The sequence below is a fragment of the Gordonia jacobaea genome (assembly GCF_001186365.1).
Lineage (GTDB): Bacteria > Actinomycetota > Actinomycetes > Mycobacteriales > Mycobacteriaceae > Gordonia > Gordonia jacobaea.
Genome location: NZ_LDTZ01000016.1, coordinates 1 through 13,375, shown reverse-complemented (window position 1 = coordinate 13,375; position 13,375 = coordinate 1). Strand labels below are relative to the sequence as shown.

General features: G+C 63.2%; 14 protein-coding genes. 8 read left to right on the top strand and 6 right to left on the bottom strand.

The annotated features are described in order from the left end of the window. Positions 1–52: 52 nt before the first annotated feature. Positions 53–709 (bottom strand): PaaI family thioesterase, encoded by a 657-nt coding sequence (locus ABW18_RS08865; protein ID WP_049698661.1) that lies wholly within the window; start codon positions 707–709, stop codon positions 53–55. 21 nt (positions 710–730) lie between these two features. Then, complete coding sequence (locus tag ABW18_RS22985; protein WP_197494623.1) at positions 731–892, bottom strand: hypothetical protein; 162 nt, start codon at positions 890–892, stop codon at positions 731–733. 63 nt (positions 893–955) lie between these two features. Here ABW18_RS22985 and ABW18_RS08860 point away from each other — a divergent pair, with 63 nt between their 5' ends. Beyond that, the gene (locus tag ABW18_RS08860; RefSeq protein WP_049698660.1) at positions 956–1,927 is read left to right on the top strand and encodes a 1,4-dihydroxy-2-naphthoyl-CoA synthase; all 972 of its coding nucleotides are present in this window, start codon (positions 956–958) and stop codon (positions 1,925–1,927) included. A 19-nt stretch (positions 1,928–1,946) separates the two neighbouring features. Here ABW18_RS08860 and ABW18_RS08855 read toward each other — a convergent pair whose 3' ends face one another. Beyond that, the gene (locus tag ABW18_RS08855; protein ID WP_049698659.1) at positions 1,947–3,158 is read right to left on the bottom strand and encodes an EAL domain-containing protein; all 1,212 of its coding nucleotides are present in this window, start codon (positions 3,156–3,158) and stop codon (positions 1,947–1,949) included. A 248-nt stretch (positions 3,159–3,406) separates the two neighbouring features. Here ABW18_RS08855 and ABW18_RS08850 point away from each other — a divergent pair, with 248 nt between their 5' ends. Then, a complete protein-coding gene (locus tag ABW18_RS08850; RefSeq protein WP_049698658.1) occupies positions 3,407–4,051 on the top strand; it encodes a YdcF family protein in 645 nt (214 codons plus the stop codon). Here ABW18_RS08850 and ABW18_RS08845 read toward each other — a convergent pair. After that, positions 3,986–5,404, bottom strand: coding sequence for an O-antigen ligase family protein (locus ABW18_RS08845; RefSeq protein WP_049698657.1), 1,419 nt, complete (start codon positions 5,402–5,404; stop codon positions 3,986–3,988). The genes ABW18_RS08850 and ABW18_RS08845 overlap by 66 nt on opposite strands. Positions 5,405–5,570: 166 nt before the next feature. Here ABW18_RS08845 and ABW18_RS08840 point away from each other — a divergent pair, with 166 nt between their 5' ends. The 6 genes from ABW18_RS08840 (at position 5,571) to ABW18_RS08815 (ending at position 12,206) form a co-directional block, all read left to right on the top strand. Then, on the top strand, positions 5,571–7,016 hold the full coding sequence (locus ABW18_RS08840) for a tyrosine-protein kinase domain-containing protein (protein WP_082938126.1): 1,446 nt from the start codon (positions 5,571–5,573) through the stop codon (positions 7,014–7,016). After that, on the top strand, positions 7,013–8,311 hold the full coding sequence (locus ABW18_RS08835) for a lipase family protein (RefSeq protein WP_049698655.1): 1,299 nt from the start codon (positions 7,013–7,015) through the stop codon (positions 8,309–8,311). The genes ABW18_RS08840 and ABW18_RS08835 overlap by 4 nt, the downstream gene beginning before the upstream one ends. Continuing rightward, positions 8,308–8,997 carry a YveK family protein gene (locus ABW18_RS08830; protein WP_049698654.1) on the top strand — a complete coding sequence of 230 codons (690 nt, stop codon included), beginning with the start codon at positions 8,308–8,310 and terminating at the stop codon, positions 8,995–8,997. Before ABW18_RS08835 ends, ABW18_RS08830 begins: the two co-directional genes overlap by 4 nt. Beyond that, positions 8,994–10,238: a lipase family protein gene (locus tag ABW18_RS08825; protein WP_053117421.1), complete on the top strand. Its 1,245-nt coding sequence runs from the start codon at positions 8,994–8,996 to the stop codon at positions 10,236–10,238. The genes ABW18_RS08830 and ABW18_RS08825 overlap by 4 nt, the downstream gene beginning before the upstream one ends. Before the next feature lie 105 nt (positions 10,239–10,343). Further along, positions 10,344–11,627, top strand: coding sequence for an acyltransferase family protein (locus ABW18_RS08820; RefSeq protein ID WP_231894338.1), 1,284 nt, complete (start codon positions 10,344–10,346; stop codon positions 11,625–11,627). Positions 11,628–11,642: 15 nt separating this feature from the next. Then, positions 11,643–12,206, top strand: a complete 564-nt coding sequence (locus ABW18_RS08815; protein ID WP_231894339.1) for a YdcF family protein — start codon at positions 11,643–11,645, stop codon at positions 12,204–12,206. 7 nt (positions 12,207–12,213) lie between these two features. On the opposite strand, the gene ABW18_RS08810 is transcribed toward ABW18_RS08815, so the two are convergent. Then, the gene (locus tag ABW18_RS08810; protein ID WP_049698653.1) at positions 12,214–12,648 is read right to left on the bottom strand and encodes a hypothetical protein; all 435 of its coding nucleotides are present in this window, start codon (positions 12,646–12,648) and stop codon (positions 12,214–12,216) included. Beyond that, positions 12,645–12,827 carry a hypothetical protein gene (locus ABW18_RS22690; RefSeq protein WP_152930047.1) on the bottom strand — a complete coding sequence of 61 codons (183 nt, stop codon included), beginning with the start codon at positions 12,825–12,827 and terminating at the stop codon, positions 12,645–12,647. The genes ABW18_RS08810 and ABW18_RS22690 overlap by 4 nt, the downstream gene beginning before the upstream one ends. Positions 12,828–13,375: the final 548 nt, after the last annotated feature.

The window sequence follows — 13,375 nt, the reverse complement described above, 5'->3', positions numbered from 1 at the left end:
GGATATGGACAACCCCCGACGTAGACGCCCCCGACCCTGGTACCTCGAAATGTTACGGCTGACCAGGCTTCAGCTCAATAAATAGCGAATCCAGCTCGGCACACAGACGGTCGCCGTCGTGGAGGGTGCCCTTCACGAAGGCCTTGCGCCCTTCACGCTTGTCGACCCAGGTGCGGCACGTCAGCGGCGTCGACAACGGTGTCAGCGAGCGGTATTGGACCGTCAGATATGCGGTGCGGGTGACCCCGTTGATCGCGAGCGCCGACGCCATGCCGCCGAGATCGTCGAATGCGACCCCCACCTGCCCTCCGTGCGCCGCGTTGTTGCCACCGAGGTGAAACGGCCTGAAGGTGACCTCTGCGACCACTCCGTCGGCGCTCGCCGACGAGATCACGTACGGCGGGAGCGTGATGTTGCCTCGTGCAGGAAGGTCTACGCGGGTTCCCGCGGGAGTGTGCCACTCGTCGACCTGGACCTTCTCCAGTCGTTCGTTGAGGGCGGTTATCTGCTCGAGTAGCTCGTCGGTCTCCGCGCCCTCGGGACTCGCGTAGCGGGCGAGGTCCATGAGCCGTCGGATCTGCTCGTTGAGCTCGGCGTATCGGGGTCCGCCGCGGTCGGTCGTGACCTCGATCCTTGCGCGGAATCCGCCCTCGTGGGGCGACTCCTCTTCGGAGCGGATGTCCCAACCGTCGCGCGTGTCAGATGCCATCTGGCCACCGTATATGGCCGGTCAGCCCTCGTGCTTGTCGGATTCGGAACCGCTTGCGAGCTGGGTCGGACGGGGCGCTTCGCGCCGGTCACGCTGCCTGATCACGGCACCGACCACCAGGGCGACGACCACCGAGATCGTCACCCAGGCGACGATCACAATCGCGATCACCTCGAATGACATGCATCAAGGGTGCCAGATGGGGCTTCGCGAAGGCCACTCATCGGACAACTAAGGTCAATATTCATGACCTCCGGTGAGACCCAGCACGCATCAGACCAGCCCTTCGACCCCAGCCAGTGGACCACAGTCGAAGGCTTCGACGACCTCACCGACATCACCTACCACCGCCACGTCGGCACGAGCCGCGCCGACGGAATCGTGCGCATCGCCTTCAACCGGCCCGAGGTTCGAAACGCGTTCCGCCCCCACAGCGTCGACGAGCTCTACCGCACCCTCGACCACGCTCGACGCAGCCCCGACGTCGGAACAATCCTGCTCACCGGCAACGGCCCGAGCCCCAAGGACGGCGGCTGGGCCTTCTGTTCCGGCGGCGATCAGCGCATCCGTGGACGGTCGGGCTACCAGTACGCGACCAGCCACGACTCCGACGTCACTCGCGCCGACGCCACCGGGGTCGACGAGGCGCGCGTCAAGGCCGAGGGCGGCCGACTGCACATCCTCGAGGTACAACGACTCATCCGCACCATGCCCAAGGTCGTGATCGCCGTGGTCAACGGTTGGGCCGCCGGCGGCGGGCACTCGCTGCACGTCGTCTGCGACCTGACGCTCGCCTCGCGTGAGCACGCCCGCTTCAAGCAGACCGACGCCGACGTCGGCTCGTTCGACGCCGGATACGGCAGCGCCTATCTCGCCAAGCAGGTCGGCCAGAAGTTCGCCCGCGAGATCTTCTTCCTCGGCGAGGCATACGACGCCGAGACCATGCACCGCATGGGCGCGGTCAACCGCGTCGTCGACCACGCCGACCTCGAGCGCACAGCCATCGACTGGGCACGGGCGATCAACGGCAAATCGCCGACGGCCCAGCGCATGTTGAAGTTCGCGTTCAACCTCACCGACGATGGACTGATGGGCCAGCAGGTCTTCGCCGGCGAGGCCACTCGCCTGGCGTACATGACCGACGAGGCCGTCGAGGGCCGAGATGCGTTCTTGGAGAAGCGTTCTCCGGAGTGGGACGCCTTCCCGTACTACTACTGAACCCGCACCCGGAGGACTACTACGGCGCCGACCCGAACGGCTCGGGTGCGCCGAAGTAGATGCCCTGCGCGAACTGGAAACCCAACTCTTCGACGCCGGTGAAGTCGGCGTGGTGCTCGACGCCCTCCGCGACCGTCGAGATGTTCATCGTCTCGGCCATTTCGCAGATTGCGTGCACCACCGCTCGGTCGGTCGGATTGTTTGCGATAGCCGAGATGAGCGCCCGATCGACCTTGACGACGTCGACCGGTAGGTCCCGCACGTATCGCAGCGCCGAGAATCCCGAGCCGAGGTCGTCGATCGAGATGGTGCAGCCGCTCTCGTGTAGTCGTTCGACGGCACGCTGTGCCTCCGTGTCGAAGTCGATGACCTCGTTTTCCTGGACCTCTATCCAGATCTGACCAGGGCCGAGGCCGTACTTGTCGATCTCGGTGACCACGTGATCGACGATCGTCTCGTCGACGAGCTGCTGCCGCGAGAGGTTGATGCTGACGAACGCGTCCGGGCCGCACATCGGTTTGATCGACTCGTGGAGCGCTCGGACAGCCTGAGTCACCCCGTTGCGACCGATGGGCAGGATCGTCGACGTCTGTTCGGCGACGGCGAGGAAGTCGCCGGGCAAGAGCACTCCGTCGGCGGTGATCCACCTCAGCAATGACTCGAACCCGACGGTCGCGCCATCAGCAATCCGCACGATCGGTTGGTAGAACTGTCGGAACTCTGCCTGCGACGAGTTGGTCAGCCTCACCGCGAGGTCGAGGTCGTCTTCAAGCCGCTCATAGATTTCGGGTCCGGCGATTGCCATTCGACGCTGCGATTCCAGAGCAAGGCAGAGCGCGGCGTCGGCCGACCGGACGAGGCTGTCGGCCCCAACGTCTGACGCCGAGGCACCTGACACCGATCCACTCGAGATGCCATAGGCGAAGTCGACGAAGACGCTCACCCCGTCGACTTCGGCCGTCGTGGCGGTGAGGCCCGCCTGTAGAGCGACGAGCAGGGCGTCGACGCCGGGGTCCTGCGGTAGCCGCAGGAGCCATTCGAATCGGTTTCGGGTGTCCAGACCGACGTCGCGCCCCAGCGTTTCCACGAGTTGAGAAACCACCGTGCGCGCTGCCGCCTCGGTCTGCTTACGGCCGAAGACCGCGCACGCCCGGCGCTGCGGATCGGCGAGGATGGCGACGACAATTCCGGGAACGTCATGCCCCCCGTACTTGTCCGCCGCCCTCTCCACGCGTGCAGTTTACGATTATCCAAGCGGGCAGGTGTGAATTGGATCCAAGTACCGCTATTCAAGTTCAATTGATCACCGCTTTGGTCTAGCAAATATAGGGTCTGATCTGCGGTTTTGTCGCCCGAGAATCATGGCTTTCAGCCCTCCATCAAGCGCTTTTTTGTGGCCGTCCGTCCTCGGTTCGAGCCAATCAGGGAAGCCTCGACTAAGGTCGACGACGTCAGATTCCCGGCCGGAGGACTTGCCACGTGACGTCGCCCGACCCAACGGACTCCTGCGTCTCCGAGCCCCGCAGCGGACAGGAGACACCCCGCCGTCGACGACGACTCTCCGGCCGTCTGATCAGTTGGGTGCTCGTGATTGTCGTTGTGGTCGTACTCGCCTTCGACGGGGTCGGTTATCAACTCTTTTATCGGGATCATTCCGACCCGCTACGCAAGGTCGACGCCATCGTCGTGCTCGGCGGCGAACACGACGGCCGCGAAGACTACGGTCTACAACTCGCCCGCGAGGGCTACGCCAACACGGTGCTGATCTCCGACCCCTACCTGAACGACGGCTATCACCGGGGCGGCGCGGAACTGATGGAACGCGTCTGCTCGGCGAGCACCGAATCCATCGAAGTCATCTGCTTCAACCCGGATCCCTCGACGACGCGTGGTGAGGCCATGTTCACGGAGCGGATGGCGAAGGAGCGACACTGGCGCTCGGTCATAGTGGTCAGCTGGCGCTACCACCTCTTCCGCGCCCGCTACATCTTCGGCCAGTGCTTCGCAGGCGACGTCGTCATGCGGTCCGTGCCGCGCGACTACGGCCGGTCGATCCCACTATGGACGGCGACCTTCGCCTACCAGTACGTCGGCTTGGCCAAGGCTGCCGTCCTCGGCTGTTGACGTCGAAGTGCGCGAGTCGGCTCGCGCGAGTTCTGACGTGTAGACCAGAAATACGATGAGCAGCGACAGATCTGCGGTCGACACCGGAATGGTGATCGTCGAAAAGTCGAGCTGCAATGCGACCACCGAGAATCCGATGAATCCGCCGCCGTAGAAACCCCATTCCCAGCGGCGCGAACGCAGGCACTGATAACCGAGGTAGCAGCCGTAAATGAGCATCGCGACAAATGCCAGACCGACCAGAATTCCACCACGATAGACAGCCAGCAGGGGTGCGTTCGCGACGTAGTTGGTGGTGAATGACGTTTCAGGATCGATGAACTCGGCCAGTCCCCAGCCTTTTCCGAAAACCCAGTGCCCGGCGACGGTACTCGGATACTCCTTCAGTGCATCCAGACGCGCACTCGACCCCTCGTCCTGGCTACCGAACGACGAGAACACGCGCTGGCGCAGTTGCGGCACCGCAGCCAGCGCGGCAAAGGTGGCCACACCGAGTCCGACGATGGCAAGCCGCTTGCGATTCGACATCGTCTGGAACATGAGCATGAGCACGACACCGACGATCACCGAGAACAGACCCGCACGGCTCAGCGTGAGCAAAAGCGCCAACGCCAAAATCACACCGAGCACGTTGCGTGCGCGCCCGTCGAACAGGACAACACACATGACCAGCGCTACGAAGAATCCGATTCCGGCGGCATTGGGGTCGATATACGTCCCTGCAAGCCGCTGCGTCGCACCTCCGGAGTGATAGACGAAGCGCAGCGCACTGGGGTCGTAGCCGAATAGCTTGAACGGCTTCATCACTCCCGGATAGACCAGCACCCCTGCTGCGACAATCGCGCAGGCGGCGCTGGCCACCACGTACACGCGACCGAACGTCCGTAGCTGGAGTCGCGGAAGGCGCAGAAGCGCGACGATGAGAATAGTTACCGTGAACCATTTCACATATTGGGCTATGTCGGCGAAACCGACGTAGGTTGCCAACATCGAGATTCCACTGACCACAATGAGAACGATCACGAACCAGTCCATTGTGGTCAGCGAGCGCACCTCGATGGGGTGGATCGCGGTCGCCAATATCACAGCGACAGCGAACGCCAATGTCAACGGAACGTGAACACCAGGTAAATGCGCGACCGGCATGAATCCGAGAACAGCGGCGAATGCCCAGAGAAACCAGGTCGGATGCGCCAGGCCAACGTAGGCACCGACAACGACCAGCAGTAACACGATGACAAGAAATGCGGGTTTGGTTCCCACCATCAACGAACCAAACGCCACCACGGCGGCGCTGAGCACCAACAGGGTGCCGAGGATCCATGAGCGCCTAGCTGATTCCACGAGCCACATAGTGACACACCCGATCGTGTAACACTGCGCTCGTCGCGATCGACCAATGGCTGAGGGCAATCCCACACAGCAATTGCCCAAGAACCATGATCCAATCAACTGTCCATTGTTCGACGGTTGAACGAAGCGCCCGCGCGGCGCTGCCCCAGAGAAGGGAACCGGTCAGGTGCCACTCGGCGATTACTGGCGCATCATTGTGCGGTTTTGGTGGGTTCTCGTAGTGGGAGCGCTGGTTGGGGCTTTCGCGGCTTTCGCTTATAGCACGTGGATCTCTCCCGGAAAATACGAATCCACCGCTCGGTTGTTCGTGACCGCGGAGGGTGGAACGTCAGTCGGCGAGAGCTACCAGAACAACCTGTTCGCCCAGGACCGGGTCAACAGCTACGCAACAATTGCGACGAGCGATCAGGTCGCGCAGCGAGCCGCCGAAACTCTCGGCGGCCAGGTCGGCGCCGGGGACCTTCGTGGGAGCGTAACGGCCGTCCCGGTCAAGGACACCGTGATCCTGACGATCACCGCCTCCGCTGACGACGCGAAGCGAGCTCAGGCGTACGCCCAGGCGATTGCCAATTCCACGACCGCAGTGGTTCAGGAACTCGAGACGTCGCGTCGCGGCGACTCCCCTTCCGCGACAGCGGTTCTCTACGACGACGCGAGCCTCCCGTCATCCAAGAGCGGTCTGTCGTGGTGGCTCTGGCTCATCATCGGAGCGGTTGGCGGATTACTGATCGGCGTGCTCGTCGCCGTGGCGATCGGCATCTACCAACGTCGTCGCATCGACAGCGAGTCCGACATCGCCGATACCACCGAGAAGTCCGGCATTCTCGCCGTGATCCCCACCGACCCGGAGCTCACCGACCATTCGTCATTGGAGCCCGCCACCGGACCGACGTCCGACGCGTACCGCCGCCTCGACGCCAACCTCCGATTCATCGCCTCGGGAAGTACTCGACATCGCACCGCGCCGTCGGCGATCACCGTCGTCGGCCCTACCCGCGGCGTCGGCACGACGACCACCGCGGTGAATCTTGCGTCGTCGTTCGCCGCGCGCGGGAAAACCGTGCTGATCATCGACGCCGACCTCGCCGATCCGACCCTCACCGCCGACCTCGGTCAGTCGCCGACCGAAGGCCTGACGACCGTGGCAGTGGGCGAGGTCTCCCTTCACGATGCGACGCTGAGTCTCCACGACGGCGTCGACCTCCTACCGAGTGGGCCGGTTACGTCTGACCCCTGGGGCGCCATCGGCGGAGACGGCTTCGACGCCGTCGTTCAGTCCGCGATCCATTCCTACGACTACGTGATCATCGATGCCGGCCCGCTGTCCGCGTCGCCGGAGCCCCTCACGATCGCCGCTCGCACCGACGGCGCACTGCTCGTGACTCGACGCGGCGTCACCACGAGGAAGCAACTCCGCACATCGACGAAGGCGATCGAGAGTGTCAACGCTCCGCTGCTCGGCGTCGTGCTCACGTTCACGGCCAAGGTCACTCGCAAGCAGGCTGACAGCGCGGCAACGGACAACAACAGCGGTTCACCGACAAGCGATTTCACCGCCGAGCGGGTGTCGGCATCGAAGGTCGACGCAGCCGAGGTGCACGCGGACTCGTGAGCCCTGCCGCACTAGTCTCGACCTTCATCACGCGCCGTCGCGCAACGTCTGCGCTCGCGGTCGGCCTGGTCTGCGTTCTCGCGATCGCAGTGTCGGGATGCGCACGATCGACCGACGACACCCCGCTGACGCTCTCACCGGCGGCTGCTGCGTACCCCGCGTCACCGCTGCCATCGGCATCGCTGACGACGCCCCGCGACACCGGCAAACCGGGGGCGGTTCTGGCCGTCGAGGATCCGCCCCGCGGACCGATCAAGGCCATCAACAATCGTGACGCCGTCGTCAAGCGAATCGTCTACCGTTCGACTTCCGGAATCGACAACTCCGCAACCGAGGTGTCCGGAATTCTCGTCGTCCCCAAGGGCACCCCGCCCGCAGGCGGCTGGCCACTCGTCGCATTCGGCCACGGCAACTCCGGCATCGAGAGCACCTGCGGCCCTTCCGAATACGCCAATCTACTCGGCAACGACACCATCATCGAGGCGTTCCGACTCAACGGCTATGCCGTTGTCATGTCCGACTACCAGGGCCTCGGGTACGGCAAGGACATCCATCCCTTCCTCAACGCGAAGACGTATGGCAACAACCAGATCGACGCCGTCAGAGCTGCACAGGCGATCGCGCCCGACGTGAGCAATCACTGGGTGTCATTCGGGGTTTCGCTCGGCGGCATGGCGGCGTGGGCTGCCGGAGACCGCCAACCCGACTACGGGAGCGACACCAATCTCGACGCGACCGTCGCATTGGTTCCCGTCGGAGATATGAGGGGCCTCGCCGACCGAGCCGCGCAGGGGACACTGACACGCGATCAATACCCGCTTCTCGTCTATGCACTCGACTCGCTGGCGAAAACATTCCCCGACCGTTTCAACCTCGACGACTACCGCTCCGAGCGGGTCAAGTCGGAGTGGGACACCTTGGTCCAGTGCGTTCCCGATTCCACCGGAGATCTGACGGCTACCCAGCGCGCCCTGAGTGAACTGACACCGCAAGACCTGATGCCCAAGAGCGCTGCTGCCACCACCGCGCTGCGCGATCAACTCGCCGACTACGCCCTGCCCGTAGGCCGCACCAACTCGCCCGTTCTCGTCATGTACGGCACCGATGACCCGCTCATCCCTCCGCAGTGGACGGAGCGGGTCATCGGAAAGTCCTGCGAGGCAGGTGAAAACCTCACAATCGTCAAACGCGTTGGGGATACCCACGCCGGACTCGATTCCGCGCAGGCAATTCCCTGGATGAAGGGCGTATTGAACGGCGACAAACCCGAGAGCAATTGCGACAACCGCCCATGAAATCACCATCGACGCGGACCGTCGGCGAATACGCACATATCCTCCTGCGCGGCGGAATTGTGTTGATCTGTGCCGCAATCGCAGGCGGACTCGCAGGCTGGCTGGCAGCCGAGATGACACCGAAAACCTATGAGTCGCAAGCACGCTTGTTCATCGTTGCCCCCGGTTCGGCAACCGTGTCCGGCGCCCGCACGAGTGGTCTCGCCGGACAGCTACGCGCATCCTCCTATCGTGAACTGGCCACCAGCGACCAACTGTTGATGCGTGTCGCTGCCGCACAGTGGCCGGGTATCGATCCGGGGACTCCCCCTGCCGACCTCCGCGAGCGCGTCGTCGCGTCGATAGAACCGACGAATGCCGTGCTGACCATCACGACAACTGGGGATACACCACAAGCCGCACAACAACTTTCCGCGGCGCTCGCCGGAGAGATGCCCAAGCTGGTTGTCGAAGTCGACAACCTGAATGGCCGCGCACCCTACGAGCTGAAGACGATCGACGCCGCCACCGATATGGGCGTGAGCTCGCCGAAGTTGCTCACCTATATAGGCCTCGGCGCCGCCATTGCCGTCGTGTTCACCGCGGTGGCACTCCTCGCATTCAGCCTGCTACGCAACAAAGTCGACGATGCGCTTGGTGTGTCGAACACCCTCAGAGCGACCCGAGAGTTGGAGAAATCGCAGTGAATCGCCCGACCGTACGCGTGCGGATGTTCGTGAGTTGGTTGGCGCTGGCCATCGCGGTCGCGGCAGCAGTGACCGCCTGCGGCTCCGACGAGCAGTCTGCGACGACATCGCCCGGACGTCCTCCCGGCGTTCCGGTGGAAGTGCCACGCGCCGCCACCACCGGGCCCGGAACGGTGTCGTGGGCGCAAACCATGCCGATCCTCGACCGCCGGATCTCGGCGGCAACGAGTCTCGCTGTGCGCGTGGAGTACTCCTCGACCGATCGCGACAACAATCCGACCGTTGTCACCGGCGGCCTATTCGTGCCGGCAGGCCAGGCACCCCAGGGCGGATGGCCGATCATCGGATTCGGCCATGCGACTGTCGGTGTTCTCAGTGAATGCGGGCCGACGCTGGACTCGAGCCTTCGTGGCGCGGCCGATCTCGTCTACGTTCTGCTTGCCCAGGGATACGCGGTGGCAGTCAGTGACTACCAGGGGCTGGGCACCCCCGGCGACGCAGAACCCACGCACCCGTACCTCGACGCGACAACCGAGGGACACAACATCATCGACTCGGTGCGCGCGATGAGGCAGATGTCGCCGTCGAATACCTCCGACAAGTGGGCGGGATTCGGGGTGTCGCAGGGCGGCCAAGCCGCGTGGGCGTCGAACGTTCTCGCCGCCTCCTACGGTAAAGGCCTCGACCTCGTCGGCAGCGTCGCCATCTCGCCTCCCGCCGACATCTCGAAGCTGTCGGACAAGGCCTGGTCGTCGAATCTGACCAAAGATCAGTACGGGCTGTACCAGTGGTTGCTGTTGGCACTCAAGCACGAGAACCCCGACCTCGACCTCGACAGCTATCGGCGAGGCTCCGCCACCACGAACTGGAACGCGTTGTCGCAGTGCGCAGCCCGCTACAGCCAGGAGCGACAGCAGGCCGCTGATGCACTCACCGATGCAGACCTCCGTCCGGACTCCACCACGAGCCGCGAACAACTCGAACAACTCTTGCGTGAGCGAGGCCTCCCTGAGGGCCTACCCACCGCCCCGATTCTGGTCATGTACGGCGGAAAAGACACCCTGATCGACGCCGACTGGACTACCGCCGTCATAGGCGCGAATTGCTCAGCGGGAGCCAATCTCGTCGTGTCCTTCCAACCCGATCGCGGACATGCCGACGTCGATCCCGGCATTGCCATCTCCTGGCTCGAGCAACGAATGCAAGGATCGAGGACCCCATCGGGATGCACGAATATCTGACGCGACACGTTTCCGCTCTCGTTGTATCGTTGACAAGTGAGTGATCACTCCGCGACAGCACCTGAGGAGTCTGTCGAAAAGAGCGCATCATCAGGTCGTCACCGCATGCCTGAAAACAACACGCACAATCCCCCACAGATGCGGGACCCGCAGGTCACCGAGGCTAAGGACACCACCGAAGCCAAGCCTTTTCGAGCACGAATTCGCGGACTCGACGGTCCCCGCGGAATTGCGTGCATGCTCGTGCTGGCCCAACACGTCGGTGGCCACTATTCTCCGAACACGTTCTTTTCCGGCCACTTGCAGATATTCGGTCAATCCCTGATCTTCTTCTTCGCGCTCTCCGGATTTTTGCTGTATCTGCCCATTCTTCGCCGCCTGTTCACCGGTGGCCAGTCACAGCCTGACGTGGCGTCGTACACCCGACACCGAATACTGCGGGTATTCCCGGCATATCTGGTCATCTTCCTCGTCGCGAGCTATCTCATGCGGGCGGTATATCTGGAGAACGCTGCGGTCGCGGAATCAAGCGGGAAGTTCGCCGGAATCGGGATGATGACCGATCCGGCCATGATCGCGGCCAACCTCACGCTCGTGCAGAGCTACATCCCGTCGATGCTTCAAACGGGCATCAACCCGTCATGGTCGTTGACCATGGAGATCGTGTTCTACGTGGCATTGCCACTCATCGGCCTGCTGGTCTTCACGTTACGACGCCGATATGGGTGGAATCCGCTCTTGCTGGCCCTCATCGGCCCCGTTGTCCTGGTGATTCTGGGTACCGTCGGGAAGTTCTTTGCCCTGTGGCTCGCGAGCCGACTCGGCATCACCGACATCATCATGCAGAACTGGGGGCCCAACTGGGTTGCCGTCGTGCTGCGCAGCTTCATCGCTTCGTCCGACAACTTCGCATTCGGCATGATCGCCGCGATTCTGTTCGTCGGGGCAGAGACCGGACTCATCTCGCGTCGTCGCCTGAAACGAGTGCGACCATGGACCGGACTCGCCATCCTCCCGCTGATTCCGATCACCTATGTGCTCATCGCCATGGGCTCGCCCTTCTCCAGCACCGCGACGGCCCTCGCATCCGGTTTGATCATCTTGTTCATCGTCATTCCCTTTGCGCGCGGCGAGGATTCAGCATTTGCCCGGGCACTCGACTGGGCCCCGTTCGAGTACTGCGGCCGGGTATCACTGAGCATCTACCTGTGGCATTTTCCCGTGCTGTTGGTCCTGGGCAGGTGGGGATGGATGCACGGCGACACCTGGTCGGGCCTGGCGTTCAATTTCGTTGTGGTCAGTGCGGTGAGCATCGCGCTCGCGACGCTGTCGTTCTATTTCGTCGAGAAGCCTGCGATCAACTACGCCATTCGGGCCCGACGTCGCTGAGATGGTCCCGGTCCCGTGAGCGGCGGGGTGCGGGTGATCGGCATCCTGGTGGCCGCGCTGATGGTCGTGCAACTCGGCGGCGCCGTCGTCGGCTATCGCCTCTTCACCGATCCACCCACACAGCCGCCGGTCCATTCAGACGCCATTGTGGTGCTCGGCGGTGAGCATGATGGCCGCGAAGCTTTCGGAATCGACCTCGCCCGTGCAGGTTTCGCGGACACCGTACTGCTCTCCAACCCGTATCCGGACGACGACCCCACGATGCGTGCGGCCTGCCAGTCGTCGGACCGCCAGGTCAGGATCGTGTGTTTCACGCCGCGGCCGTCGACGACAACCGGCGAGGCGCTGTTCACGCGCGAGCAGGCGCGGGCCCATCACTGGAGCCGAGTGACGGTCGTGAGTTGGCGCCATCATCTGTTTCGCGCCGGTGTGATATTCCGGCAGTGCCTCGGCATCGACGTACAGCTCGTCGCAGTTCCCCGCACCTACCACTTCTCGCTGGGGGCTTGGGCTTTCGTCTACGCCTACCAGTTCGCCGGAACCACCCGGGCAGCGCTGACCGGGTGTCCGCCCGACTGACGGGTCCTCACCTCACTCCGGAGAAACCCTGACTCACAACGACGTATACGAGGACGGCAACAGACGCTACCGCGAGGATGTACAGCATCACGAGTGCCGCGGACTTCAGTGTCGACCACAGCAACTGCGTGACCTCCGAATCGCGTCGTCGGGATCCCGAGTCCATCGATTGGCGACGGGCGCGATTCGTCGTTGCGTCGACTGCCGCTGCCACAACCAACGCGTAGGGCGCGAGAACGGCACATCCGCCGAGCACCAGAACGGAACGCACCTGGCCGGAGAACGGCAGCCCCCACGCTGCGCCTGCACAGGCGGCGGCGAGCACGCCGAGGAGTAAAACTCTGCCGAGCGCATCGGACTCGCCTCGCGACGCCGAAAAATACCACCACACCACTGCCGCAACGAAACCCGTGAGCAGCAGTCCCGACACTTCGACGATCATCGCTGCGACACCACCCGGCCGGCGACGTAGGCAATCACCGACGCAGGTGGAGTAATCGCGAGGACCACCAGCCCCTGCCAGATGGGGTAGTACATCAGCCCGAGCACTGCGGTCGAGGCAAAACCCGACAGCCCAACCGCGATTCCCGTCACGAAGAACTCCGAGCGCTGCCCGGACATGCGAACAAGCGCATAAATGAAGCAAGCACATATGGGCGCTACCGTCGCAATTACGATCGGCGACACCGGAAAGTACCGATCGATGAGATATCGCCCGGCCGCAGCGCACGCCGCACCGACACCCACCAGCACGGCCTGCCTTCGCATGGCATTCGTCACCGGCTTAGATCGCGATGCCACCACCGGGTCAGGCTACCCGATCTCAGGTTGTGCGGCCCGCCGAGCGCACCGCGCAGCACTTAATCGAAATAGTGACAGAGAACGTTACGCGTCCTATTTCACACCAATTCCGACTTGCACCGTGAGCGCGAATCGTTAGGATTTACTGAGAGGACGCTCGGCGTTGATGAAGTCCTTAAAAGCTCGATCACACATACACTCGATCGCTCTGCACCAAATCCTGACCTTCAATGAATTTGCGCCTGCAACAAATTTCCGCCTGACCGTCAGCAGGTGTCAGTAACAACCACTTACCCGTCGGAGGACTTGTGGCCATTCGTCCTTTGCCTTCATCACCCCGTACGGATAGTCCATACCCTCGGTATCTT

What these genes read in the sequence shown, in the direction of transcription:
- ABW18_RS08865 (WP_049698661.1), bottom strand. Translation starts at nt 709, where the DNA reads ATGGCATCTGACACGCGCGACGGTTGGGACATCCGCTCCGAAGAGGAG.
- ABW18_RS08830 (WP_049698654.1), top strand. Translation starts at nt 8,308, where the DNA reads ATGAAATCACCATCGACGCGGACCGTCGGCGAATACGCACATATCCTC.
- ABW18_RS22985 (WP_197494623.1), bottom strand. Translation starts at nt 892, where the DNA reads ATGTCATTCGAGGTGATCGCGATTGTGATCGTCGCCTGGGTGACGATC.
- ABW18_RS22690 (WP_152930047.1), bottom strand. Translation starts at nt 12,827, where the DNA reads ATGTCCGGGCAGCGCTCGGAGTTCTTCGTGACGGGAATCGCGGTTGGG.
- ABW18_RS08820 (WP_231894338.1), top strand. Translation starts at nt 10,344, where the DNA reads ATGCCTGAAAACAACACGCACAATCCCCCACAGATGCGGGACCCGCAG.
- ABW18_RS08845 (WP_049698657.1), bottom strand. Translation starts at nt 5,404, where the DNA reads ATGTGGCTCGTGGAATCAGCTAGGCGCTCATGGATCCTCGGCACCCTG.
- ABW18_RS08860 (WP_049698660.1), top strand. Translation starts at nt 956, where the DNA reads ATGACCTCCGGTGAGACCCAGCACGCATCAGACCAGCCCTTCGACCCC.
- ABW18_RS08810 (WP_049698653.1), bottom strand. Translation starts at nt 12,648, where the DNA reads ATGATCGTCGAAGTGTCGGGACTGCTGCTCACGGGTTTCGTTGCGGCA.